Source organism: Lysobacter gummosus (assembly GCF_001442805.1).
GTDB lineage: Bacteria > Pseudomonadota > Gammaproteobacteria > Xanthomonadales > Xanthomonadaceae > Lysobacter > Lysobacter gummosus.
Genome location: NZ_CP011131.1, coordinates 4,541,806 through 4,567,068 on the forward strand (window position 1 = coordinate 4,541,806; position 25,263 = coordinate 4,567,068).

Sequence of the window (25,263 nt, forward strand, 5' to 3'; positions counted from 1 at the left end):
GCTGTTTGTGAGTACGTTGCTGGTGTTCCTGCTTGGGTTCCATTTCAGCCGGGGTTCCGCAGGCTACGACATAGACCCATCCTGGGCGTCTGTCGTCACTTGGGGCGCCGAGCACGGTGCGCGCTGGGGCCAGGACATCGTTTTCACTTACGGCCCCCTGGGGTTGTTGAGCCCTCAATTCAGCTACACGCCATCGATGCTGCTGGTCGCCGCTTGCGGCCAAGTAGCTTTTTCGGCGCTTTATGCAATGTTGTTTGCGATTGCATGCTCGGCCCTTGCCCCCTCATCACGCTTGGCCTTGTTGCTGATCGTGGTTTGGTTCGGTACGGTCTGGGCCGGCGACGTGCTCTGGCTGACGATCTATCCGATCGCCTTGATCGCCATGTGGCGAGCGCATGAAGGCGCTTTCCGACACTCCGCCTGGATAGCCATCGCGGCCGGAGCCGCGTGCGCCATCCCTTGGCTAATCAAGTTCAGCCTTTTCCCATTGTGGATCGCCTGGTTGATCAGCGCCCCTATCGCGATGACCAGGTACGTGCGCACCGGTTTGCTATCGGTCGGCTCTAGCGCGATCACCGCACTGATGTTGTGGTGGCTTACCGGCCACGACTTGGCCGACCTCCCTACACACCTGGAAAGAAGCTTCCAGGTAGCGATCGGCTATAGCCATGCGATGCAACGCCCAGGCCCCGAGTGGACCGATACGATCGGGTTCGTGACGTTGGCGCTGGCGTTGGCCGTGTTGGCATTGGCTTTCGCACGTTCGCGCTTAGGCTGGCCCCAGCGCATTGCGTTCTTCATGCTCGCGGCCGCGACCGTGGGTCTATCTTTCAAGGCAGCATTCACGAGAGTCGATACTGTCCACCTGTTTATCTTTTTCCCTACCGCCGCAACCGTCCTGGTACTGCTCGGGATTTTCGTTCATAGCAATGGCTTGCGGCGATTCACAACGGCCGCCGCCGTTGCCTGCGCAGCCGGCGCCTTCGCGTTGCCATCCATTCGCCCGGACCAGAAGCTCTTCCTGGCCATAGGCGCCCCTGCCGTCGACACGTCGATACAACGCGCACTCGATCTGGTTTTGTTCGCTCCGCGGACCGAATATCTCAGCCGCAACACGCGCGAGCTGAGAGCCGACGCGTCGATGCCTCAAACCAGGCAACTGGTCGGCCGCGACCCGATAGACATCATCTCCGTCGGACAGGGCGTCCTTTTCCTCAACCAACTCAATTACCGGCCGCGTCCGATCTTCCAAGGCTATTCGGCTTATACGCCCGAGCTGGCGGCGATGAATCGCGATTTCATCGTTTCATCGCGCGGCCCGCAGTGGGTCATGTTGGACCTCAGGGCCATCGACGGTCGCCTGCCGATGAGCGAGGACCCGTTGGCGATGCTGCAGGTCATCCAGACCTACCGTCCGCGTTTGAGCGAGCGCGGCCTGCTGCTCATGCAGCGCAATGCCAGTGCCCGAGCGACCGCGAAGCCGCTGGGAGAAGCGCAAGGCCGCCTCGATGAGTTCGTCGTGGTTCCTTCCAGGCCCGGTCAAGCGCTCGCTTTGAGCATCGACATCGAGCCCACCGCCTGGGGCCGGGCCGCCGGGGCGCTGCACCGATCGCCTCGCTTGTATATCGATCTGGAGCTCGGCGATGGAACGCAACGCAGCTATCGCATCGTTCCGGGTGCGGCGCGGGCGGGATTCCTGCTGTCGCCGCTTATCGAAAACACACAGTCGCTCTGGGACTGGCTGGCCACCGACAAAAGCGAACGCGTAGCCCGGCTGCGTTTGCGCGGCGAATCCTGGCTTGGGCATGCCGGGTTCGAGCAAGACTACCGGCTGCGCTACAGCGAACCGGCGGTAACATCGTCTCCGGTGTCGCCTCATGATCCTGCGCCGACGCCCTAGCCGACCTGCAACACCCGAGGAACGGCCTAGGCCTTCGCGCACGCCGCCAACGCCGGCTTATTCGCTCCTGCCCGGCGCGAAAGAAAGGTATTTGTGCCCGAAGTAGCTCGTAACGACGGGAACAGCGATGCCGATGGCGTGCGCGATCGTTTCTGCGTGAGCGTGAACTCCGATCGCCGGCAGCACCACGCGAACCAGTAGCAAACTGATCGCGATCGTCTGCAGTACCGCGGCAAGGTTGACCGCGACGAACCAGCCGATCTGGCGATGTAGCCGCGCCGCGCCGTCGGCCTGGAAAACGAAAATCTTGTTGAGGACGAAGGCCGTCGCCATACCCAGGCAATAGGCGAGCGTGATGGCAGGGACATAGTCCATCCACGTACTCAGCGCGATCCGCGAGCCGAAATTGACCACGGCCGCGGCCCCGCCCGCCAGAACGAAAAGAATGAAGCGGCGCGAAATCAAGGTACTTACCTCATCCGAAGGGGTGCGATTAATCGGCGGCGGCGACGGCGGCGAGTGTGCGTCCAACCGCTATGCTCTCGTTGATCGATCGATCCTCGGGGTAGTAATACGAAGTATCGGCCATGTAAAAACCTGGCACCGGCGTCTTCATCGCCGGCAGCATGGCCTGGAAGCCCGGCGGGCAAATGGTCTGGGCGAAGTCGTAGCGATGGCAATGACGGGCGACAATCCAGTCGGGGCCGAACGCGGGATTGATCTTCGACAGATAGCCGACGACCTCGTCGATCAACTGTTCGTTGCTGCGGGACCACTTGGGATGGGTCTTGGGCATATAGAACGGCGCGTACAGGATGTGCTCGCCCTCGCCCGTGCCGGGATTGAGGTTGGAGTACTCGATGACGCCTGGGATTTCGATCTCCGGATCGCTGATGTTCATCCAGAAGTTCGCGCTTAGCGCATGGCGCAACTTGAGGATGACGCAAGCCACCGGGATGTTCTCGATCCGGCGTATGCGATCGGCGAATTCGCGCGGCAGCGCCGGGACCATGCCCGGCACGTACTGGATCGGAGCGGTTGATAGCACGGCGTCGCAGGCGCGGTCCTCGCCGGCTACGCGCACGCCGGTGACCCGGCCTTGATCGACGTTGACTTGATCGATGCCTTGCTTGAGATGGATCCTGCCGCCGTGCTCGAGGATGAAGCGCTCCATCGCTTCCAGCACGGTCTCCGAGCCACCTTCGATATAACCCAGGCTCTCGCTCAGCAGACTGCGCCGGGACAGGGCGATGCGTTTGATCCGCGTGCCGATCCACGAGGCCGAAAGATTGTCGGTGTATTCGAAGAATTTGAGATGGAAGGTGCGGCGCCAAAGCACGTCGTAACCCCGCTCGCCCAGCCAGCGGCGCAGCCATGCGGTAGCGTTGACCCGATCCAGCGCTGTCCAGTCCTTGATGCCCTTGGTCACCATTACATGCAGGGCGTAACGAAACTTGCTGATGAGGCCAAGCTTGGGGAACGCCAGCAACGCGAAGGGCGTACCCCACTTGTACAACTTGCCGTCGTAGTAATAGCCCATCTTGGTGTCGGTCCACTTCAGCCGGTCCGACAAACCAAGCGAATCCAGCAACTCGAACAGAGCGTGGTCGGTCTTGCAGATGAAGTGATAGTAGCGTTCGATCTTGAGGCCATCGAAATTAAAGCTGGCCGACATGCCGCCGATGCGATCGTCGCGTTCGTAGATATCGACCTGGTGACCCTGCTTGAGAAGTTCCATGGCCGCCATCAATCCCATCGGGCCGGAGCCGACGATCGCGAAACGTTTCGGTGCAGTGGTCATTGAGGCTCGGCGTATTCGGGGAGTTAGAGTGATCGGCCCTCGGGTGCGAACCGAAGGGCCTGGAAGCTTCAGCGCTTGAGAACGATCTTAGAATAGGTCGGATCGCAGTAGCTCTCGCGCACCGCGTCCTCGAAGGCATGCTGGGCGACTCCGAACACCGCCTGAGTGTCCACGCCCTTGAAGTCGTCGCCGGCCGACAAGGCTTTGAGCTGATCCACGGTAAACGGCGGCTTGCGACTGAACACGGCATAGGTCCGCAGCAGAAAAGCGAACCAGGCGATGGGGATATGCACGATCCAGGTGCGCAAGCCCTTGGCCGCCTTGATGGTCTTGATGATGTCGACATAGGTAATGCGAGTGTCGCCGACGATGTCGTAGATCGCGCCTTGCGGTTCGCGCTCGATGCACTTGACGATGCAGCGGCAGAAGTCGCGCTCGTACAGCGGCTGGCGCATGAACTTGCCGTCGCCCGGGATCGGGAATACCGGCGTGCGCGCCATGAAGCGCGACAGCCAGCCCAGGTGCTTGGGATCGAACCAGCCGAACATCAGAGTCGGACGCAGCACGCAGTGGCGCAGGCCGCTGTGCACGACCATGGCCTCCTGCTGCTTCTTCGTATTGGTGTAATCGTCGTTGGCGACCGAATTCACCACCGACGAGCTTATGTGCACCAGATACGGCATCCGCTGGCGCTTGCACGCCTCCAGGACGACGCGGGTGGCGTCGATGTTGTTGCGGATGAACAACTCGCCGTGCTTGCCGGTGATCTGCGCATGCAGCTGGATCAGGCAACGCGCGTCGCGCAGGGCCGGTTCCCACTTCGCCGTTTCGGCAGGGTCCGCCAGATCCGCGTGAATGGCTTCGACATCGGGATGCAGCGACTTGAGGATGTCTAGGTTGTAGGCGTGCTTGTCAATCGCGACCAGCCGGGTATAGCCCTGTGCCTTCAACTCGACGATCAAATTCTGGCCGACCAGTCCGGCGGCGCCGGTCAGTACGATCTTGGCGTGCTTGTCGTTCATCGAAATCCGGCTTACAGCTTGATACGGCGAAAGACGAATTCGGGGATGTTCTTGATCGCCTGCATGATTCCCCACCAGAACCATGGCAGGTAGGCCACGCCGCGGCGCTTGTCGATCGCATCGACGATGCCGCGCGCTATCCGGTCGGGCGTGGCCCACAACGCGCCTTTCTTGAACGACCGGGTCATCGGCGTATCGACGAAGCCCGGCTTGATCGTCAGCACATTGATCCCGTCGGCGTTGAGACGTTGGCGCAGGCCGCTGAAAAAGGTGCTGACCGCGGCTTTGGCGCTGCCGTAAAGATAGTTGCTGGCACGGCCGCGATCGCCGGCGACGGACGAGATCGCCGCCAGCGTGGAACCGGACTTGAGCCGCGGAGCGATCGCCGTGGCCAACGCGATGGTGGACAAGCCATTGGTGGAAAACTCGCGCAGCGCCAGTTCCGCCGACGCCTCGCAAGCCGCCTGGTCGGGCAAGGTACCGTGCGCGATCAGAACCAGATCGATCTGGCCGAACTCGGCCCAGGCCGCGTCGAGCACGTCCTGATGCCGCTCGTAAGCGTTGACGTCGAACGCGCTCACCGCGGTCTTGCCGGCGCCGCGTACGCCCAGGTCGGCGGCGATCGCGCTCAGCCGGTCCAGGTCGCGACCGACCAGATACAGCGCGGCGCCGCGAGCGGCGTAAACACGGGCGGTGGCCTCGGCGATGGCCGATGTGGCGCCGATGATCAGGACTCGGTACATGCTCACTCCATCACCCGGCGCCAAAAACCGGACGAGAACTTCGGATCGATATGGGCCTGAAAGCGCGGCCATTGCGGGTATGCGCTACGGAACAGACGGCCGGACATGCGCGCATCCTTGGCCGGATACACCGCGCCGCCGGCCTCGGCGACGATGGCGTCGAGGCGATCGAGCAGCGCGAAGGTCGCCGGGCCGCCATTAGGAAAATCCAATGCCAGCGTCGTGCCGGGACGAGGAAACGAAAGCAGGCCGAGCGAGGGAATCTCGCCGAATTCTTTCAGCACCGCCAAGAACGAACCGCCGCCGTCGCGCGAGATTTCACCGAGCATCGCGGCGATGCCGTCGCGCGCGTTCGCTGGCGGCAGCACGCATTGGTGCTGGAAGAAACCGCGCGGGCCGTACATGCGGTTCCAGTCGCCGATGCCGTCGAGCGGATAGAAGTAGTTCGCGTAATGAACACTGTCGCGTCGGCGCGGCGCCCGCTGGCGGTGGTAGTACAAGGCGTTGAGCGGACGCAGGCTGAGCCGGTTGACCAGCGACATGGGCGGTGTGAACGGCATCGCCATAGGCGTCGCCGACGCGGGCACATGCCGGCCGGCGTCGCCGGGCGCATGATCGGCGCGCAGGAAATGGCCGCGCCCTAGGGAGCGGCCGCGAGCCATGCAGTCGATCCAGGCGACGGTGTATTCGTGGCTGTGCGCCGATTGCGCCGACAGAGCGAAAAAATCGTCGAGCTGGCCGAAGCGGATCGACTCGACCTCCATCCACGGACCGGGCACGCGCCGCAATTGCAATTCCGCCCAGACGATCGCGCCGGTCAACCCCAGCCCACCGACGCTGGCCGCGAACAAATCCTCGCCGGGCGCGCACACCTGGCGGCTGCCGTCGCTGCGCAGCAATTCGAAGCAGCGCAGGTGATGGCCGAAATTGCCCGAGCCGTGATGGTTTTTGCCGTGCACGTCGTTGGCGATCGCGCCACCCACGGTGACGTAACGGGTGCCCGGCGTCACCGGCAGGAACCAGCCCTGCGGCAAGGCGATGGCGATGATGTCCGCCAGGGTCACCCCGGCCTCGCAGCGCAACACGCCGCTGGCGGAATCGAACGCGATGAAACGATCGAGACCGCGCAGGTGCAGCAAGGTGCCGTCCGGGTTGAGGCAACTGTCGCCGTAACTGCGGCCGTTGCCGTAGGGCAGAACGCTGCCATCGACCTGCGGCAATGGCTGGCGGCGATCGGTCAGCGGCACGATCCGCTGGCGTGCCTGCGGATAACGCCCCCAGGATTGGCCCGGCCGGGTCATCCGATGGCGCCCAGGGCCAGCAATCCGCAAAAGACGATCACGATCTGGCTGGCGCGATCGGTGGCCGCGAACACCACCGGATCGTCGTCCATGCCGCCGCGATGGGAGGTCATCCACAGATGGCTGATCCAGTACAGCAGCAACGGGCAGATCAGCCATAGCACCTGCGGACGCGCGTACAGCGCCAGGCTTTCCGGGCTATTGATGTAGAGCGCGAACACCAGCACGGCCAGATAGCCGGCGCTGCTGCCCAGGGATTGGATCAGCGGCAGATCCTCGACCGCATAACCACGGCCGCTGACCTTGCGCTGGCCGTTGCCGAGAATCGCCGACAACTCGGTGTAGCGCTTGAGCATCGCCAGACTGAGGAAGATGAACATCGAGAACGCGAGCAGCCAGAACGAAAGCGTGGCGCCGATCGCGACCGCGCCGCCGATGATGCGCAAGGTGTACAAGCTCGCCAACACGATCACATCGACCATGACGATGCGCTTGAGTCGCAGCGAATAGGCCAGGGTCGTCGCGTAGTACCCCATCAGCACCAGGGCGAACCAGGGGTTGGCGATGAGCGCCAAGGCGAAACCAGCTAGCGCCAACAGCGGCGCCACGAACAGACCGTGCAGCAACGGCAGGCGCCCGGCGGCGAACGGCCGCAACCGCTTGCGTGGATGCTGCCGGTCGGCGGGCAAGTCGAGCAGATCGTTGAGGACGTAGACGCCCGAAGCGCTCAGATTGAAAGCGATGAAGGCGAGCACCGAGACGATCACGGCCTCGACATCGAAGAACCGGTGCGAAGCCAGCAACGGCAGGAACACCAGGAGGTTCTTCAACCACTGGTGGATGCGTAGCGCCTTGATCCAGGTCTTGAACCCGCCGCCCTGCGCAGGCAGTTGGCCGGCGACATCGACGACCTGCGCCGCGCGCGCGGCCAGGCCCGGCGAACCATTGACGACCCAGGCATTGCGCGCCCGCGCCCACACCGGCAGATCGATGGCGGCGTTGCCCATGTAGTCGAAGCCGCGCTCACCGAAACGCTCGGCGAGTGCCTGCGCTTTGTTCGCGCCCGACAGATTGACACCGTCGTCGCTGGCCAACACCAGATCGAACACGCCCAGATGGGTCGCGACTTGTTGCGCGAACTTCGTGTGGCTCGCGGTACACAGCACGCGCGGCCGTGCCTGGGTCTCGCGCAATGCGTCCACCACGCGTTCGTCGTACGGCAAGGTGGCGACGTCCAGCTCGACTCGCGAGGCGATCTCATGCTTCAGCGCGGCTTTTCCCCGCAGCAGCCAGAACGGCAGCAGGAGCAGCAGCAGCGGTCGCCTGCTGAACAAGGCCAGCACCGACTCGTACAGCAGATCGGATTTCAGCAAGGTGCCGTCGAGATCGACACACAGGGCGACGGTGCTGCGCTCGGTTTGAGGCGTATGTTCCGTCACCGCTCGCTGCCCTGCAGGGTTGAGATGGGTCGAACGCGAACAAGCGCGATCGCCGCGACCGTGCCTGTCGAAATAAGATCAAAGCCAGATCGGCCGCCGGACATGGGTTACTCCCGCTGCAGGATCGAACGCCATGCGGAAACCACCCGCGCCCCCGCCAGATGCTCGGTGAAATAACCACGCGCCTGTCTGGCAAGAGAATACCTGCGACGGGAATCCTCGGCGAGCGACGCCAAGGCCCGTGCCAGATCGTTCGCATCGGCGGTCTCGACCGCCAACAGCGGCGGAGCCGGAACCGCGTGCGGCAGGGACATCTTGCCCTGGCTGACGATGGCCCGCCCGGCGGCCAGATACATGTAGAGCTTGAACGGCAACACCCGCGCGGCCTTGCCTTCGCCGCCGAATACGCCCAGACAGATATCGGCACCGGCGATCTCCGACGCCAGCGCCTCCAGCGATTGCCATTGACGCACCCAGCTCACCTGAGTGGCATCGTGTCCGGCGATGAACTCGCTCAACGCCGGCCCCAGTTGTCCGTCGCCGATGAACCGGAAGTGGAAACGCCCGGCGTGCCGCTCATCGCTCAACAACCGCTGTATCGCCGACAGGATCGTCGGCACGCCGTGCAATGGAATCAGCGTACCCACGAACAGGACACGCAAGGGCTCATGCGAGTCTTCCACGCCGGACGGCACGGCCAGAAACGGCGCTTCGTCGATCGCCAGGGGCAAGGATCGCACTCGCTGCGGTTGCAGGTCGAAGTCGTCGATCATGCTGAGCCGGTTGGCCTCGGTATCGACCAGGACCATGGACGCGGCGCGCAAGGCGCGGGCTTCGAAACGCTTGATCCATCGCGAGGCCGCGGAGCCGCCGCCGCTGCGATCGCGATCGCGATCGCGGAACATCGAGTCCCATATCGAGATGTACGCATCGACGATGCAATAAGGGCGGATGCCGCGCGGCAGCCACGACGCCAGCCACATGAAGAAGACGCTGGGATAAGGCACGTAGACCGGAACGCTTTCGCCGCCGCGCGCGACCCACAACACTCGCAACAGACTGCACAGATTGCCCAAGCCCAGGCCTGCCAGCGCACGCAATTGCTTCAAGGGCGAAAGATGCCGCAGCGTCCACAAATGCAGATGCGGCGGCAATTCCCGGCCGAGATCGCGAATACGCGCCACCTCGTGCGCCTGCAGCAGTTTCAGAGTCTGCTCGGCGTTGGGATAACCCGATCCGGATGCGCGCAGTCCGGCGACGACCAGGGTCTGCGCGATCATCGCCCTGCTCCGCTACGACGCAGCCAGGCATGTCCGGCCAAGGTGCCGGCGCATTCGCTGGCCAGGATCAGAGCCCGGGCGGCGACCACACCGGCCAACACGGTGCTCGCCTGGACCGCGCCGGACATCGAGGCGATCACCGATTCGCGCACGCCCAGGCCGCCCGGCACCAGAATCGCAAGCACCCCGGCAACCGTGCCGGCGAACAGCGCCTGGACGAAAGCCAGGGTGTCGGCGGGTTCGACCAGCACCAGATAGGCACCCGCATAAGGCAGCATCGCCAGGGCATAACCGAGTAACGACGCAGCCAACGGCACGACCTTCACGGTGCTGCGCTTGCCGGTCAGCACGGCCGCCGCGATCAGAACGACGACGGTCAAAAGCGCGGCCGCGCCAACCCACAAGGCGCCGTCCGGCCGATAGATCAACGCGGACGCGGCCAGCGCGATCGCAGCGCAGATCGACAACGAGAACCCCTGTTCCAACACGCCGACGATCATCGTCGTTCGCGACGAAACGCCGAACCCGGACAGCATCAGTCCGCGACCGAGAACATGGCCGATACCGACCGGCACGTATTTGGCGAGCAAAGTCGCCAGCCATACCGCGCTCAGCCGCGGGCCAATCACACCGACGCCGAAGGCCCGGTTGGCCGATGCGAACGCGGCCGCGTTGAAAACCAGGGACAACGCGAACAGCACGAACGCCAGCAACAAGCGAGCTGGGTCGATGGCGGCGATCGCTTTCAGAAACTGCGGCCCCTGCACGCCCAGATAGCGGGCCGCGAACACCAGCGCCGCTATCGCCAGCGCATACCCCAGGCCCAGGCGCCAGAACTTGCCCGAATCAGTCGCCACGATCGTGGTCGGCCCGCACCCAGCGGTGCAAATACTGGAACGTCACGAATCCGCGGAACGGCCAGAAATCCAGGCACTTGGCCGGCACCAGACTCCAGGCCTTGGATTCGATCAGACGCACATTCCGGCGTTCGCCGCGCGGCTCCAGCCCGGCCGCGCGGCCGAGGCGGATGATGTCGCCGCGCGCGAAGAACCGCAGATGGGTCCGATCGTGGATGCCGCGATCGCGCGCCGGCCAGGTGCCCAGCAATCCCAGCGCGAGGAAGGTCGAAAGATGGCGAACGTTGGGAATGCTCGTGATCACGCATCCACCAATGGCCAGGCGCTCGGTCAGTGCCTGCAGCACGGGCAACGGCTCGGCCAAGTGCTCAAGCACATCGGCGCAGATGATCGCGTCGAAGGGTTCCTGCGCGGCCAGGGCGCGAATCGTTTCGGGATCGTCGATCCGCCCTTGCAGTATTTCGTCCAGGTTCTCGCGCGCATGCGCGGCCAGTTCGGGCGAGGGCTCGACCCCGATCACGCGTACTTGCGGGCAGCGCTCACGGATCAGCGCCGCGCTCATGCCGGCGCCGCAGCCCACGTCCAGCACCCTCTTGCTCTGCGGCGGAAGCAGTCGCACGACGTCGGGACGAGCACCTGAGTAGCCGCGAAAACGGCTACGCAGTCCGCCGCCGGTCCCTGCTAACGCCATTCGGGCTTCTCGTCGGGATCGACTCCCGCGTCTCGTCCGTGCAGATAGGTCAGGCCGGTAATCTGCTCCGACACCAGCCCGATCAGGAAAACGATGACCGAGGCGCTGAGCATCAACGCACTCATATTGGTAAACCGACCCTGGGTCGCGAAGGTCCAGGCGTAGTGGCCCAGGCCCAGCAAGGCGAAGGCGATCGCCGTCGGCGCGAACAACTTCAAGGGCGAATAAAGCGTGGCGATCTTGAAGATGATCAGCAGAAAACGAACGCCATCGCGCAGAGGCCGGATGTGGCTTTGCGTGCCGACGCGCCGCGCAACCTCGATCGGCACATAGGTAACCGGATAGGCGCTGCGAAAGAACGCCATCGTGCTGGTTGTCGGATAACTGAACCCGTTGGGCAGCAGATGCAGGAACTCGCGGAACTTGCTCGCCCGCACCGCCCGGAAGCCGGAGGTGAGGTCGAGCACCTTGTGTCCGGTCATCCAGCTGGCCAGGCGGTTGTACAGCGCGTTGGCCAGGCCGCGGCCGACGCTGGCCTGGCCGCCCGAGCTGCGGGCACCCACGACCATGTCGTAGCCCTGCTGGAGGCGCTCCAACAGCAGCGAAATGTGGTTCGGATCATGTTGGCCGTCGGCGTCCATGAATACGATGACCTCGCCGCTGGCCGCGCGGGCGCCGCGCTTGATGGCCGCGCCGTTGCCCATCGAGTACGGCGAGGACAGGACCCTGGCCCCCAGCTGGGCGGCGACGGCGGCGGTGTCGTCGGTGGAACCGTCGTCCACCACGATGACCTCGGCGGCCGGAAACGCCTGGCGCAGTGCCGGCAGCGTGCGCTGCAGCCCCTCCGACTCGTTCTTGGCCGGTAAAACGATAGATATATGCATGCCACCTCCCCGTGGCGCAGGATACCGTGTCCAAGTTGGACTCGATACCGCCGGGCTGCAGAATAGCGACACCGGTCAGCTCGCCAGGAACTGAGATTGAGGTAAAGTCAGGGTGGGGAAAACTGAGGGCTGAAATGTCCACCGTCGCTACTGCCAATTTGGTGGGGATCACCGGCATCGCCCGGCGTTTAGTCATGGACGGCGCCTTGGACGAGGTCAAGGCGCGCGAAGCCATGACCGCGGCCAGCGCCGAGCGCAAGCCGCTGGCGACCTACCTGGCCGAACACCGGCTGGCCACGTCGGCGCAGTTGGCCGCGGCCAACTCGATCGAGTTCGGCGTACCGCTGTTCGACCCCGCCGCGATGGATCCGGGCCAGTCCGCGATCCGTTCGATCAGCGAAGAGCTGATCCGCAAACATAACGCGCTGCCGCTGTTCAAACGCGGCAACAAGCTGTTCATCGGCCTGTCCGACCCGACCAACACCGCCGCGCTCGACGACATCAAGTTCCAGACCAACGCCGCCGTCGAGGCGATCCTGGTCGATGACGAGCTGATCCGCCGCTCCCTGGACCGCTGGCTGGAGAGCTCCGACCAGCTCGCCGCCGCGGTCGGCGACGGCGAAGGCCTGGATACGCTGGAGATCGGCCGCGACGACGACCTGGCCAATGTCGGCGCCGACACCGGCATCGACGCCAAGGGCGACGACACCCCGGTCGTGAAGTTCATCAACAAGGTGTTGGTCGATGCGATCCGCCGCGGCGCCTCCGACATCCATTTCGAACCCTACGAAACCGAATACCGCGTGCGCCTGCGCATCGACGGCCTGCTCAAGCAGGTCGCCAAGGTGCCCAACAAGCTGCATGCGCGCATCGCCGCGCGCCTGAAGGTCATGGCGCAGCTCGACATCGCCGAGAAGCGCGTGCCGCAGGACGGACGCATCAAGCTCAATCTGTCCAAGACCAAGCAGATCGACTTCCGCATGAGCACCTTGCCGACCCTGTTCGGCGAGAAGATCGTGCTGCGTATCCTCGACGGCAGCGCGGCGCGGCTGGGTATCGAGAAGCTCGGCTACGAGGACCACCAGCGCGATCTGTTCGTCAGTGCGGTGCAAAAGCCTTACGGCATGGTCCTGGTGACCGGCCCGACCGGTTCGGGCAAGACGGTGTCGCTGTACACCGCGCTCAACATCCTCAACGACGACCAACGCAACATCTCCACGGTCGAAGACCCGGTCGAAATCCGCGTGCCCGGCATCAACCAGGTACAGATGAACGTCAAGCGCGGCATGACCTTCGCCGCGGCCCTGCGCAGCTTCCTGCGTCAGGATCCGGACGTGATCATGGTCGGCGAAATCCGCGACCTGGAAACCGCCGAAATCGCCATCAAGGCCGCCCAGACCGGCCACATGGTGCTGTCCACCCTGCACACCAACGACGCCCCGCAGACCATCGCGCGCCTGATGAACATGGGCGTGGCGCCGTACAACATCACCTCCTCGGTCACCCTGGTGATCGCCCAGCGCCTGGCCCGCCGCCTGCACGACTGCAAGCGCGAGGTGCATCTGCCCGAGCACGCCCTGCTCGCCGAAGGCTTCACCCCCGAAGAAATTGCCGCCGGCGTCAAACTCTATGAGCCGGTCGGGTGCCCGGATTGCACCGAAGGCTACAAAGGACGTACCGGCATCTATCAGGTCATGCCCATGACCGACGAAATCCAGGCCATCGTGCTCGAAGGCGGCAATGCGATGCAGATCGCCGCCGCCGCCATCCGGTCGGGCGTGCGCGATCTGCGCCGCTCGGCCTTGGACAAGGCGATGAACGGTGTCACCAGCCTGGCCGAAATCAACCGCGTAACCAAGGACTAAGCCCATGTCCGCGACCCGAACCGCCACCAAGCAAGCCACACAGACCGCAGTACGCCGGGCCAACCCGCTCGACATGTTCGTCTGGCAGGGCACCGACAAGCGCGGCATCAAGATGAAGGGCGAGCAGGCGGCCAAGAACGCCAACCTGCTGCGCGCCGAACTGCGCCGGCAAGGCATCACCCCGACCGTGGTCAAGCCCAAGGGCAAGCCGCTGTTCGGCGCCTCCGGCAGCCGCATCACCCCGGGCGAAATCGCGATCTTCAGCCGCCAGATCGCCACCATGATGAAGTCGGGCGTGCCGATCGTGACCTCGCTGGAAATCATCGGCGAGGGCCACAAGAACCCGCGCATGAAGAAGCTGCTGAACTCGGTGCGCGCCGACCTGGAAAGCGGCTCGTCGCTGCACGAGGCCATGAGCAAGCATCCGGTCCAGTTCGATGAGCTTTACCGCAACCTGGTCAAGGCCGGCGAATCGGCGGGCGTGCTCGAAACCGTGCTCGACACGGTCGCCAACTACAAAGAAAACATCGAAACCCTCAAGGGCAAGATCAAGAAGGCCTTGTTCTACCCCGCCACCGTGGTCGCGGTGGCGATCCTGGTCAGCGCGATCCTGCTGATCTTCGTGGTGCCGCAGTTCCAGGCCACGTTCAAGAGCTTCGGCGCCGACTTGCCGGCCTTCACGCTCATGGTCATCGGCATGAGCGATTTCATGATTTCATGGTGGTGGGCGGTATTGCTGGTGGTGATTGGCGCCGCCGTGGCCTTCATCATGGCCAAGAACCGCTCCCCCGCCTTCGCCCACTTCCTCGACCGGGCCATGCTCAAGATCCCGGTCGTCGGCCAGATCCTGCACAACGCCGCGATCGCCCGCTTCGCCCGCACCCTGGCGGTGACCTTCCGCGCCGGCGTGCCGCTGGTCGAGGCACTGGACACCGTGGCCGGCGCGACCGGCAACGTGGTCTACGAAAAGGCGGTCCTGCGCATCCGCGACGACGTCTCGGTCGGCTACCAGGTCAACATGGCGATGAAGCAGGTCAACCTGTTCCCGCACATGGTGATCCAGATGACCGCGATCGGCGAAGAGGCCGGCGCACTCGACACCATGCTGGTCAAGGTCGCGGAGTTCTACGAGCAGGAAGTCAACAACGCCGTGGATGCGCTGTCGAGCCTGCTGGAACCGCTGATCATGATCATCCTCGGCGTGATCGTCGGCGGCATGGTCGTCGCCATGTATCTGCCGATCTTCAAACTGGCTGCGACGATCTGATCGGCAAAGTATCCTTCGCACATGGCATTTCTAGATCAGAACCCCGGCCTCGGGTATCCGCTCGCGGCCGGACTCGGACTGCTGCTGGGCAGCTTTTACAACGTGGTGATCCTGCGCCTGCCCAAGCGATTGGAGTGGGAGTGGAAGAAGGACGCGCGCGAGGCCCTGGAGCTGCCGGAGATCTACGATCCGCCGCCGCCGGGCATCGCGGTGGAGCGCTCGCACTGTCCGCACTGCAAGCACCAGCTGTCCTGGTACGAAAACATCCCGGTATTCAGCTACTTGGCGCTGCGCGGCAAGTGCCGGCACTGCAAGACGCCGATCTCGATCCAGTACCCGGCGGTCGAACTGCTGACCATGCTGCTGATGGTGGCCTGCGTGGCCCGCTTCGGCTTCGGCTGGCAGGGCTTCGGGGCGATGGTGTTCACCAGCTTCCTGATCATCCTGTCGGGCATCGACCTGCGCACGCAGTACCTGCCCGACAGCCTGACCTTGCCGCTGATGTGGCTGGGCATCATCGCCGCCAGCGATAACCTGTATTTCCCGGTCAAGCCGGCGGTGCTCGGCGCGATCGCGGGCTTCACCAGCCTGTGGCTGGTGAACTGGGTCTACAAGCAGTATCAGGTCGTGGTCAAACGGGTCAAAGACCCGCGCGAAGGCATGGGCGGCGGCGACTTCAAGCTGCTGGCGGCCATCGGCGCCTGGGTCGGGCTCAAGGGCGTGCTGCCGACGATTCTGATGTCGTCCCTGGTCGGCGCGGTGATCGGCTCGATCTGGCTCGCGGTCAAGGGCCGCGACATGGGCATTCCGATTCCGTTCGGCCCCTATTTGGCGATCGCCGGCTGGATCGTTTTCTTCTGGGGCGAAGCGCTGCTCCAGGCCTATCTGCGGTTCTCCGGGCTCGGCTGAGCATGGCCGCGTTCTGCGTCGGCGTGACCGGCGGCGTGGCCTCGGGCAAGAGCGAGGTGACCCGGCGCTTCCAGGCGCTGGGCGTGGTCGTAGCCGATGCCGATGTGGCCGCGCGCGCCGCGGTCGAGACCGGCAGCGAGGGATTGGCCCAGGTCGTCGCGGCCTTCGGTCGCGACATTCTCGATGCCCAGGGCGCGCTCGACCGCGCGGCGATGCGTCGGCTCGTGTTCGGCGATGAAACCGCGCGGCGCCGGCTGGAAGCCATCGTCCATCCGCTGGTGCGGGCGATGCTGCGGGCGCAATGCGAAGCCGCCGCGGGCGTCTATGCGATAGCGGCGATTCCGCTGCTGGCCGAAGGCGGCGGGCGCGAGGCTTATCCGTGGCTGGATCGTTGCCTGGTCGTGGACGTGCCGGTGGCGGTGCAGCAGGCCCGGGTGATGCGCCGCGACGGTATCGAGGTTGAACTGGCCCAACGCATGATCGCGGCCCAGGCGACGCGCGAAGCGCGGCTGGCGATCGCCGACGACATCCTCGTCAACGACGGGCCGATCGAGGCGCTACAGGTGCAGGTCGAGGCGCTGGACCGGCGCTATCGGGCGATGGCGGAGAGCCTGCGAGGCTGAAGGCGCACGGCAGGCTGAGTCAAAAGCCTCGGATTTGAGGGCGTACGGCGAATTGAGCCGAAGGCGTCGGCCCTGAAGACACCCCCACAAGGATCTCCGCGACTGCGGCAGGATTTTTGTGGAAGAGCCTTCAGGCCCGATGCCTTTCGGTCCGATAGCACCGCCCCTGCCCGCTTGAACCCTTGCAGACTGCTCTAAGCAGACCATCGCGGCCGCTTGAGCAAGGACGCGCACCGCCTCAAGCAGTCGCCCACAAACTCCGTATCGCGGCGATGCCTTGGGCACCATGGCGTCGCGCTTCATCGAGATCGCCCGGACCCAGCCCGCCGATCGCATAGATCGGCAGCGACACCGATTCGCGCAAGGCCGCGAACGCTTCCCAGCCGATGCCGAGCACGCTCGGGTGGCTCGGGGTCGGCCTGATCGAGCCGACGACGGCGAAATCGCAGCCCAGCGCCTGCGCCGCGCGCAGTTCATCGGCGTCGTGGCACGAAGCGGCCAGCACCGCGCCGGCCGCGATCGGCCGCTCGCCCAGCTCCCGCAACTGCGCCGCGCGCAGATGCAGGCCGGCGCCGAGCGCGTTGGCCAGGGCGATGTCGCCGTTGATCAGCACCTCGGCCTTGGCCGCGCGGCAACGCTTGACCGCGGCCGCCGCCAGACGCGGCCAGCGTTGCCCGTCGCCGGCGCCCAACTCGGGCGCGCGCAGCTGCACCCGGCGCACACCCGCGGCCAGCGCGCGCGACAGCGCGGCCAGCCATTCGTCGTCGTTGTCGCCGGGTTCGGGCGTAACCAGGTAGCGATCGGCCTGCTCCAGCGCCGCCACCACCGGCCGGTCGGCCGGCGGCATCGCGTAGCTGGCGAGCTTGTGCGGCGGCACCCACATCAGAGCCTGGCCCTCGCGGCCGCGCGCGCTGCCGCGCCAGGCGCGGATCTCACGCACGTCCAGGACCAGTCGTTTGTCGGGATACGCCTGCGGCACCCGGATCAGCGCGGCGCCGACCTCGGTCTCGATGCCGAGTTCTTCCTGCAGCTCGCGGCTCAACGCCGCCTCGGCGGTTTCGCCCGGCTCGCGCTTGCCGCCGGGGAACTCCCACAGTCCGGCCAGATCGCGGCCTTCGGTGCGGCGGCTCAACAGGATGCGGCCGCGTGCGTCGCGGATGACTCCGGCGACGACTTCTACGAGCCGGGATTGGAGATTCGGGATTGGGGATTCGGAAGCACCGGCCTCGCGACCGGCAAGTCCGGATTCGGCTTTGCCATTCCCGAACCCCGAATCCCGAATCCCGCCTTTATCAGCCCAACTGCCCATGACAATGCTTGTACTTCTTGCCGCTGCCGCAGGGGCAAGGATCGTTGCGGCCGACGTTGGCGAACGCGTCTTCGGACACCTGCGCGGCTTCCTCGTCGGCGCCGAAACCGCCGGCGCTGGCGTGCTGGAACTGCAACTGGCGCGACTGCGCTTCGGCTTGGGCGCGTTCCTGCGCTTCCATCTGCGCGATTTCGTCTTCGCTCTGGATGCGCACGCGCGCCAGGATCGTCACCACTTCGCGCTTGACCTTGTCGAGCATCTCGGAGAACAGCTCGAAGGCTTCCTTCTTGTACTCCTGCTTGGGCTGCTTCTGCGCATAACCGCGCAGATGGATGCCCTGGCGCAGGTAGTCCATGCGCGCGAGATGTTCCTTCCAGTTCTGGTCGAGCACATTGAGCATGATGTGCTTTTCGAGCATGCGCATGGTTTCGCTGCCCAACTGCTCTTCGCGCGTACTGAAATGCGCGGCGACCGCTTCTTGGACCTTCTGGCCGACCGCGTCGGAATCGAGTTCGTCGGCCTGGTTGGCGATTTCCACCAGCGGCACATCGACGTTGAAATCCTGTGCGATCGTCGCCTGCAGACCCGGCAGGTCCCACTGCTCATCGACCGAATTGGCCGGCACGTAGCGCTGGACGATGTCGGCAACCACGTCGGCGCGGATGCCTTCCACGTTCTCCTGCACGCTCTCGGCTTCCAGCAACTCGTCGCGCTGGCCGTAGATCACCTTGCGCTGGTCGTTGTTGACGTCGTCGAAATCGAGCAGGTTCTTGCGGATGTCGAAGTTGTGCGCCTCGACCTTGCGCTGCGCGTTGGCGATCTGCTTGGTCACCAGCGGGCTTTCGATGATGTCGTCTTCCTTCAGGCCCATGCGCGCCATCACGCGCTGCACCCAGTCGGCGGCGAAGATGCGCATCAGGTTGTCTTCGAGCGACAGGTAGAAGCGCGAGGAACCCGGATCGCCCTGACGGCCGGCGCGGCCACGCAGCTGATTGTCGATGCGGCGCGATTCGTGGCGCTCGGTGCCGACGATGTGCAGGCCGCCGGCGGCCTTGACCGCGTCGTGACGTTCCTGCCACGCCGCCTTCAGGCGCTTGTGGGTGACTTCATCGACCGGTTCGCCGTTGTTCTGCGCGGCCAGATCGGCCAGTTCGGCTTCCAGCGAACCGCCGAGCACGATGTCGGTGCCGCGGCCGGCCATGTTGGTGGCGATGGTGATCGCGCCCGGCCGGCCGGCCTGGGCGATGATGTTCGCCTCGCGCTCGTGCTGCTTGGCGTTGAGCACTTCGTGCGCGACGCCGGCCGCGGTGAGCTGCTGGCTGAGCATCTCCGATACTTCGATCGAAGTCGTGCCGACCAGCACCGGCTGCTTGCGCTCGTAGGAGGCCTTGATCTCGGCGAGCACCGCGCGGTACTTGCCGGCGCGGTTGAGGAACACCTGATCGGAATGGTCCTTGCGCTGCATCGGGCGGTTGGTCGGAATCACGATCACTTCCAGGCCGTAGATGCTCTGGAATTCGTACGCTTCCGTATCCGCCGTACCGGTCATGCCGGACAGCTTCTTGTACATGCGGAACAGGTTCTGGAAGGTGATCGAAGCCAGCGTCTGGTTTTCGCGCTGGACCGGCACGCCTTCCTTCGCTTCGACCGCCTGGTGCAGGCCGTCGGACCAGCGGCGACCCTGCAGGGTGCGGCCGGTGAATTCGTCCACGATCACCACTTCGCCGTCGCGGACGATGTAATCGACATCGCGCTGATAGATGGCGTGCGCGCGCAGCGCGGCGTTGAGGTGGTGAACGACCGAGATGTTGTGGCCGGCGTACAGCGAATCGTCTTCTTCCGAGAGGATTCCAGCCTTGCGCAGCAGTTCTTCGGCATGTTCCTGGCCGGCTTCGGACAGGTACACCTGCTTGCCCTTTTCATCGACCCAGTAATCGCCGTCGCCGTCTTCCTTCTCCTGGCGGGTCAGCGAGGGAACGATGCGGTTGACCTTGATGTACAGCTCCGGCGATTCGTCGGCCGGGCCGGAGATGATCAGCGGCGTGCGCGCTTCGTCGATGAGGATCGAGTCGACTTCGTCCACGATCGCGTAATGCAGGCTGCGCTGGAAACGGTCGTCCTTCGACAGCGCCATGTTGTCGCGCAGGTAGTCGAAGCCGAATTCGTTGTTGGTGCCGTAGGTGATGTCGCTGGCGTAGGCGGCATGCTTGTCGCTGTGCTGCATGCCTGGGTAAACCACGCCGACGCTCAGGCCCAGCCAGTTGTAGAGCTTGCCCATCCACGCCGAGTCGCGGCGTGCGAGGTAGTCGTTGACGGTGACCACGTGCACGCCCTTGCCTTCGAGCGCGTTGAGGTACACCGGCAGCGTGCCGACCAGGGTCTTGCCTTCGCCGGTACGCATCTCGGCGATCTTGCCCAGATGCAGGACCATGCCGCCGATCAGCTGGACGTCGTAGTGACGCATGCCCAGCACGCGCCGGGACGCTTCACGGCAGACCGCGAAGGCCTCCGGCAGCAGCTTGTCCAGCGCCTCGCCGTCGGCGATGCGCTGCTGGAACTCCGGCGTCTTGGCCTGCAACTGGGCGTCGGAGAGTTTTTCCATCTCCGGCTCGAGCGCATTGATCTTGACGACCGATCGTTGCAGTTGGCGCAGCAGGCGATCGTTGCGGCTGCCGAAAACGCGGGTAAGCAAGCTGTTGAGCATGAACGGGTCCGTGTAAAGCGAACGGGGTTGCACAGGCGGGACGTGTTAAGAACGCGTTGCCGCCGGCAAGTTCCCCAGGAATCCAGTCGATCGGCCGATCCGTCGCGCTAGGGCTCCCCTTGCGGTTCGCCGAAACGAAATCGGGGGCGCCATGCGCCCCCGATCGGATCGAGCCTGGTCTTTGGCCACACGCATTCTAGCGTGGGGGGCGACCTGAACGGTATCAAGGGGGATGTGCGCCTATCGAATGTGGGACTTTGCCCAATTCGGGGGTTCGCAGTTGCCGTCTATCGTTCCGGCCCGCCGCGGTGCGGCGGGCGTTCGACGGGCCGCGAGCCAATGGCTCGCAAGCAGGCCCGCCTTACCCTCTGAGCGGCGACTGCTGGTTGAGGAACTTGACCGGATTGACGACCCGGCCGCTTTCCCAGACCTCGAAGTGCACGTGGGCGCCGGTGGAGCGGCCGCTGGAACCGGCCTTGGCGATCTCCTGCCCGGCGCGGACCAGCTCGCCGACCTTCATCAGCAGACGCGAGTTGTGCGCGTAGCGAGTCACGTAGCCATTGCCGTGATCGATCTCGACCACGTTGCCGTAGCCCGAACGCACGCCGGAGTAGCTGACCACGCCGTCGGCCACGGCCAGGACCGGGTCGCCGACGTCGGCTTCGAAATCAATGCCCTTGTGGAACGCAGCGCCGCCGTTGAACGGATCGGCGCGGCCGCCGAAGCCGGAAGTGATGTAGCTGTTGGCGATCGGCGCGCGCGAGGGCACCGCGTTCATGTCGATCTGGCGATTGAACAGCAGCGCTTCGAGCACCGACAGCTGTTCGCCGGAAGCCTTGAACTGGCTTTCCAGCTGGTCCATGCCGGCGTTGAGCTCCGGCTTGGCCATGTCGCGCACGGGACCGGCGCCACCGACGCCGACCGGCTTGTTGAAATCGAACTCGCCGTCCTGCAGCTGGCCGATGCGGGTCAGGCGCTCGCCCAGGGCGTTGAGGCGGTTGGCCTCGGCCTGCAGCTCGCCCATGCGCGCGGCCAGGGCGTTGATCTCGCGCTGCGCGTCGCGGCGGGTCGCGGCGATCTGGCCCTGCTGCTGGGCCAGTTCGGCGCGTAGCATGCGGTTGTCGGCGATGCCGGCGCCGGCACCGATGGTGACGCCGGTGCCGAGCAGCAGCGCCATGACGAGCGCGGGGCGGCGAGCGCCGATCCGGCCGCACTGCTGGAAGAAACCATCCAGCCTGGCGCGCGTGTTGTTTACGATGGATTGATAGGTCATGTGTCCGATGTCTGATTACAAGCCCAAAAGGCCGCCATCGCGCGGCCCATCCTCGCCGCGCATCGCTATGGATGCGCTGGCGGGAGCAGACCCCGCTACCGGCAACCCGGGCGGTTCCATCGTCCGGCGAGCGCTGTGGCTCGACGAACTGGACCGTCGGTTACGCCCCTACCTGCCGCCTTCGATCGCCGCGCATGCGCGGCTGGCCAACTTCGAACGCGGCAGGCTCGTGTACGTCGTCGATGCCCCGGTGTGGCGCGCCAAGCTTCGGCTCGCGGCTCCGGAACTGCTCGACGCAGCCCGATCCATCGGACTGGATACGGCCGAACTCGTCGTCAAGACGACGGTTCCCAACCCGGCGGCAGCACCGGTTCGGAAGGCCAAACCCATGTCGGCCGCGACGCAAGCTGCGCTGCAGGCCGCACTGGCGTCGTTGAACAAGCCCGATCCGTCGGGTTCCAACGATGCCAGCTGACGCTCGGTAGGCTCGCGCTTCAGGGGCGGAGCCGGCGGGGGTCCGAGTGCCGGGTCGGAGAATCCTACTGGCCGGGCCCCAGGGGTTTGTTAAGTGTTCGGAAGGGTTCCAGAAAATTTCCGTTAGAAAAACGTTAAGGCGTCACGCTGCATTCACGAGTGTGACCGAGTTAACGTTCCTGACTTTTTACGGCCGGCGCTACGCGGCCGGCGGGCTTCGCATAAGGCCGGAGGGCTCCGGCACGAAGCAGGCATCGCGGCGGCGGCCGGATGCCCCTGGGTCGATCGGGCGCCATGGCGGGCGCGTTGCGGACCACGGCGAGGCGCGGGTCCGGCTTTGTCCGGGCGGCCCATCGGGGCGACCCGGCGCTGCCTCAGGCGGCGTATCCGGCCGTCAGCGGTTCGCCGTAGGCGACCGGGACCGGCTCGGCGTCGCTGTAGCTCACCAGTTCCCAGGCCGAACGCTCGGCCAGCAGCGCGCGCACCAGCTTGTTGTTGAGCGCGTGGCCGGACTTGTGGCCCTCGTAGGCGCCGATGATGGGATGGCCGGCGAGGTACAGGTCGCCGACCGCATCGAGGATCTTGTGGCGCACGAACTCGTCGGCGTAGCGCAGGCCGTCGTCGTTGAGCACGCGGAATTCGTCGAGCACGATCGCGTTGTCCATCGAGCCGCCCAGGCCGAGGTTGCGTTCGCGCATGTACTCCAGATCGCGCATGAAGCCGAAGGTGCGAGCGCGGCTGACTTCGCGGATGTAGTTCTCGGTGGAGAACTGCACTTCCGCGCGCGACTGCGAGGCCGGGATCGCCGGGTGGTCGAAGACCACGGTGAAGCCCAGGCGGAAGCCTTCGAACGGCTCGAAACGCGCGACCTTGTCGCCTTCGCGCACTTCCACCGGATGCTTGATGCGGATGAAACGTTTCGGCGCGTCCTGCTCGGCGATGCCGGCGGACTGCAGCAGGAATACGAACGGGCCGGCCGAGCCGTCCATGATCGGCACTTCCGGCGCCGACAGTTCGACATAGCAGTTGTCGATGCCCAGCCCGGCCATGGCCGAGAGCAGATGCTCGACCGTCATGACCTTGCCGACGCCGTAGGTCAGGCCGGTGCACAACGTGGTCTCGGTGACCAGATCGGCGCGCGCTGGCATCTCCACCACCGGGTCGAGATCGACGCGGCGGAACACGATGCCGGTGTCCACCGGGGCCGGACGCAGGGTGAGAAAAACCTTCTCGCCGCTGTGCAGGCCCACGCCGGTGGCGCGGATCACATTCTTGAGGGTGCGCTGACGCAGCATGGTCGTGGGGACTTCCGCGAAGTTCTTGTTCTGGGATTTTGCTGGCTGTCCGTCCGCAAGGCCCTGGGGCCGCGAGGACGGAATAGCTAATGGGGACGGACACGAAACTGCGCAAGATTAGCACGCAGGTCGCTGAACCTGAACGAAAAGGACGCACTGTCCCGCCGTTGTCAACAGCGAGCGTCAAACTGACCGGTCGGCCCGCCCTTTCGGGTCGGGCCGACCGGCCCAAAGCCCCGCGCGATAACGCCGGGGCAAGATGCCTCGGGCCGGGGACGAGTCCGGCCCTTGGGTGGTTCTTGAAGCAGGAACCAGTTGAGAGGAGTGAGTAAAAGCCGGGCTTTTACTCGTTTTTCACTCCTGTGCACTCGTTCCTGGCTTCAACGCTTCAATCCGCCTGACGGCGCAGGAACGCCGGGATGTCCAGGTAGCTGTTGTCGCTGCCGAAATCGGCCACGGCCGGGCCGGTCGGTTCCTGGCGGGTGTTGCCGCGCAGGCTGCCGCCGAAGCTCGGCATCGGCGCATGGCCGACGTCGTCCATGGCGCCGAACTCGGGCTGGCCGGTGGTCGCGTTGCGCACCAGTTGGATCGGCGCGCGCTGCGATTCGCGGTCATAGCCCTGGCCGCGCACCGACTGCTTGGCGGCGACGCGGTTGAGGCCGGTGGCGACCACGGTGACGCGGACCTCGTCCTGCATGTCCGGATCGAGCACGGTGCCGATGACCACGGTGGCGTCTTCGGAAGCGAAGCCTTCGATGGTGCGGCCCACTTCGTCGAACTCGGCCATGGTGAAGTCCGGGCCGGCGGTGATGTTGACCAGGATGCCGTTGGCGCCGGCCAGGTTGACGTCGTCGAGCAGCGGGTTCTGGATCGCCGACTCGGCCGCGGCCTGAGCGCGATCGTCGCCGCGCGCGGCACCGGTGCCCATCATCGCCAGGCCCATCTCGCTCATCACGGTGCGCACGTCGGCGAAATCGACGTTGATCAGGCCCGGACGCACGATCAGATCGGCGATGCCCTGCACGGCGCCGAGCAGCACGTCGTTCGCCGCGCGGAAGGCCTGGATCATCGTCGCGTTGCGGCCGAGCACGGTGATCAGCTTCTCGTTGGGGATCGTGATCAGCGAATCGCAGTGGTGCGACAGCTCCTCGATGCCCTTGAGCGCGACCTGCATGCGACGGCGGCCTTCGAACGGGAACGGCTTGGTGACCACGGCCACGGTCAGGATGCCCATCTCTTTCGCGAGCTGAGCCACGACCGGCGCCGCGCCCGTGCCGGTGCCGCCGCCCATGCCGGCGGTGATGAAGACCATGTCGGCGCCGGTCAGCGCGTCCATGATGCGTTCGCGATCTTCCAGCGCCGCCTGACGGCCGACTTCCGGATTCGCGCCGGCGCCCAGGCCCTTGGTGACGTTGCTGCCCAGCTGCAGCTGCAGCTTGGCGCCGCAGTTCTTGATCGCCTGGGCGTCGGTGTTGGCGGTGATGAACTCCACGCCATCGACGTTGCCGCTGACCATGTGCGCCACGGCGTTGCCGCCGCCGCCGCCCACGCCAACGACCTTGATGACCGCGTTCGGGGCCATTTTTTCAACCAATTCGAAGTGTGCCATGTCCTCGTCCTCTTATA

General features: G+C 65.1%; 20 protein-coding genes and 1 pseudogene. 6 read left to right on the forward strand and 15 right to left on the reverse strand.

Features of this window, described 5'->3' with window-relative positions; all coding sequences use genetic code 11:
- The first annotated feature begins 7 nt into the window (after positions 1-7).
- Positions 8-1,900, forward strand: coding sequence for a hypothetical protein (locus LG3211_RS18380; protein WP_148649006.1), 1,893 nt, complete (start codon positions 8-10; stop codon positions 1,898-1,900).
- A gap of 57 nt (positions 1,901-1,957) precedes the next feature.
- Here LG3211_RS18380 and LG3211_RS18385 read toward each other — a convergent pair whose 3' ends face one another.
- The 10 genes from LG3211_RS18385 to LG3211_RS18430 all read right to left on the reverse strand — a co-directional run bounded on the left by LG3211_RS18385 (position 1,958) and on the right by LG3211_RS18430 (position 11,918).
- Complete coding sequence (locus LG3211_RS18385; protein WP_057944094.1) at positions 1,958-2,365, reverse strand: GtrA family protein; 408 nt, start codon at positions 2,363-2,365, stop codon at positions 1,958-1,960.
- 28 nt (positions 2,366-2,393) lie between these two features.
- Complete coding sequence (locus tag LG3211_RS18390; protein ID WP_057944095.1) at positions 2,394-3,701, reverse strand: NAD(P)/FAD-dependent oxidoreductase; 1,308 nt, start codon at positions 3,699-3,701, stop codon at positions 2,394-2,396.
- A gap of 68 nt (positions 3,702-3,769) precedes the next feature.
- On the reverse strand, positions 3,770-4,723 hold the full coding sequence (locus tag LG3211_RS18395) for an NAD-dependent epimerase/dehydratase family protein (RefSeq protein WP_057944096.1): 954 nt from the start codon (positions 4,721-4,723) through the stop codon (positions 3,770-3,772).
- 11 nt (positions 4,724-4,734) lie between these two features.
- Positions 4,735-5,466, reverse strand: a complete 732-nt coding sequence (locus LG3211_RS18400) for an SDR family oxidoreductase (RefSeq protein WP_057944097.1) — start codon at positions 5,464-5,466, stop codon at positions 4,735-4,737.
- 2 nt (positions 5,467-5,468) lie between these two features.
- On the reverse strand, positions 5,469-6,767 hold the full coding sequence (locus LG3211_RS18405; protein WP_057944098.1) for an FAD-binding oxidoreductase: 1,299 nt from the start codon (positions 6,765-6,767) through the stop codon (positions 5,469-5,471).
- Positions 6,764-8,164: a UbiA family prenyltransferase gene (locus LG3211_RS18410; protein ID WP_057945581.1), complete on the reverse strand. Its 1,401-nt coding sequence runs from the start codon at positions 8,162-8,164 to the stop codon at positions 6,764-6,766. Before LG3211_RS18410 ends, LG3211_RS18405 begins: the two co-directional genes overlap by 4 nt.
- 149 nt (positions 8,165-8,313) lie before the next feature.
- Positions 8,314-9,486 (reverse strand): glycosyltransferase, encoded by a 1,173-nt coding sequence (locus LG3211_RS18415; protein ID WP_057944099.1) that lies wholly within the window; start codon positions 9,484-9,486, stop codon positions 8,314-8,316.
- Entirely contained in the window at positions 9,483-10,277 is a 795-nt protein-coding gene (locus LG3211_RS18420) for a hypothetical protein (RefSeq protein ID WP_148649007.1), read from the reverse strand. The genes LG3211_RS18415 and LG3211_RS18420 overlap by 4 nt, the downstream gene beginning before the upstream one ends.
- A 55-nt stretch (positions 10,278-10,332) precedes the next feature.
- On the reverse strand, positions 10,333-10,962 hold the full coding sequence (locus LG3211_RS18425; RefSeq protein WP_057944101.1) for a class I SAM-dependent methyltransferase: 630 nt from the start codon (positions 10,960-10,962) through the stop codon (positions 10,333-10,335).
- A 62-nt stretch (positions 10,963-11,024) separates the two neighbouring features.
- A complete protein-coding gene (locus LG3211_RS18430) occupies positions 11,025-11,918 on the reverse strand; it encodes a glycosyltransferase family 2 protein (RefSeq protein WP_057944102.1) in 894 nt (297 codons plus the stop codon).
- A gap of 134 nt (positions 11,919-12,052) precedes the next feature.
- Between LG3211_RS18430 and pilB the strand changes: the two genes are divergently transcribed.
- From pilB to coaE, 4 genes are read left to right on the forward strand one after another with little or no spacing between them, the layout of a single operon-like run.
- A complete protein-coding gene (pilB, locus tag LG3211_RS18435; RefSeq protein WP_083512649.1) occupies positions 12,053-13,783 on the forward strand; it encodes a type IV-A pilus assembly ATPase PilB in 1,731 nt (576 codons plus the stop codon).
- A 4-nt stretch (positions 13,784-13,787) separates the two neighbouring features.
- On the forward strand, positions 13,788-15,050 hold the full coding sequence (locus tag LG3211_RS18440) for a type II secretion system F family protein (RefSeq protein ID WP_057944103.1): 1,263 nt from the start codon (positions 13,788-13,790) through the stop codon (positions 15,048-15,050).
- Positions 15,051-15,071: 21 nt separating this feature from the next.
- Entirely contained in the window at positions 15,072-15,959 is an 888-nt protein-coding gene (locus LG3211_RS18445) for a prepilin peptidase (RefSeq protein WP_057944104.1), read from the forward strand.
- Between the two features lie 2 nt (positions 15,960-15,961).
- The gene (coaE, locus tag LG3211_RS18450; RefSeq protein WP_057944105.1) at positions 15,962-16,582 is read left to right on the forward strand and encodes a dephospho-CoA kinase; all 621 of its coding nucleotides are present in this window, start codon (positions 15,962-15,964) and stop codon (positions 16,580-16,582) included.
- A gap of 238 nt (positions 16,583-16,820) precedes the next feature.
- Here coaE and LG3211_RS18455 read toward each other — a convergent pair whose 3' ends face one another.
- The 3 genes from LG3211_RS18455 to LG3211_RS18465 all read right to left on the reverse strand — a co-directional run bounded on the left by LG3211_RS18455 (position 16,821) and on the right by LG3211_RS18465 (position 21,868).
- Positions 16,821-17,786 carry a Nudix family hydrolase gene (locus tag LG3211_RS18455; protein WP_057945583.1) on the reverse strand — a complete coding sequence of 322 codons (966 nt, stop codon included), beginning with the start codon at positions 17,784-17,786 and terminating at the stop codon, positions 16,821-16,823.
- Positions 17,787-17,874: 88 nt separating this feature from the next.
- Complete coding sequence (gene secA, locus LG3211_RS18460) at positions 17,875-20,595, reverse strand: preprotein translocase subunit SecA (protein WP_057944106.1); 2,721 nt, start codon at positions 20,593-20,595, stop codon at positions 17,875-17,877.
- Between the two features lie 361 nt (positions 20,596-20,956).
- Positions 20,957-21,868, reverse strand: coding sequence for a M23 family metallopeptidase (locus LG3211_RS18465; RefSeq protein WP_057944107.1), 912 nt, complete (start codon positions 21,866-21,868; stop codon positions 20,957-20,959).
- A 7-nt stretch (positions 21,869-21,875) separates the two neighbouring features.
- On the opposite strand from LG3211_RS18465, the gene LG3211_RS18470 reads away from it, so the two are divergent.
- On the forward strand, positions 21,876-22,343 hold the full coding sequence (locus LG3211_RS18470; RefSeq protein WP_083512651.1) for a DciA family protein: 468 nt from the start codon (positions 21,876-21,878) through the stop codon (positions 22,341-22,343).
- A 373-nt stretch (positions 22,344-22,716) separates the two neighbouring features.
- On the opposite strand, the gene lpxC is transcribed toward LG3211_RS18470, so the two are convergent.
- Positions 22,717-23,637 carry a UDP-3-O-acyl-N-acetylglucosamine deacetylase gene (gene lpxC, locus LG3211_RS18475; protein WP_057944109.1) on the reverse strand — a complete coding sequence of 307 codons (921 nt, stop codon included), beginning with the start codon at positions 23,635-23,637 and terminating at the stop codon, positions 22,717-22,719.
- Positions 23,638-24,172: 535 nt separating this feature from the next.
- Positions 24,173-25,246, reverse strand: a pseudogene (gene ftsZ / locus LG3211_RS18480) (cell division protein FtsZ); the annotation flags it as partial.
- Positions 25,247-25,263 lie beyond the last annotated feature (17 nt).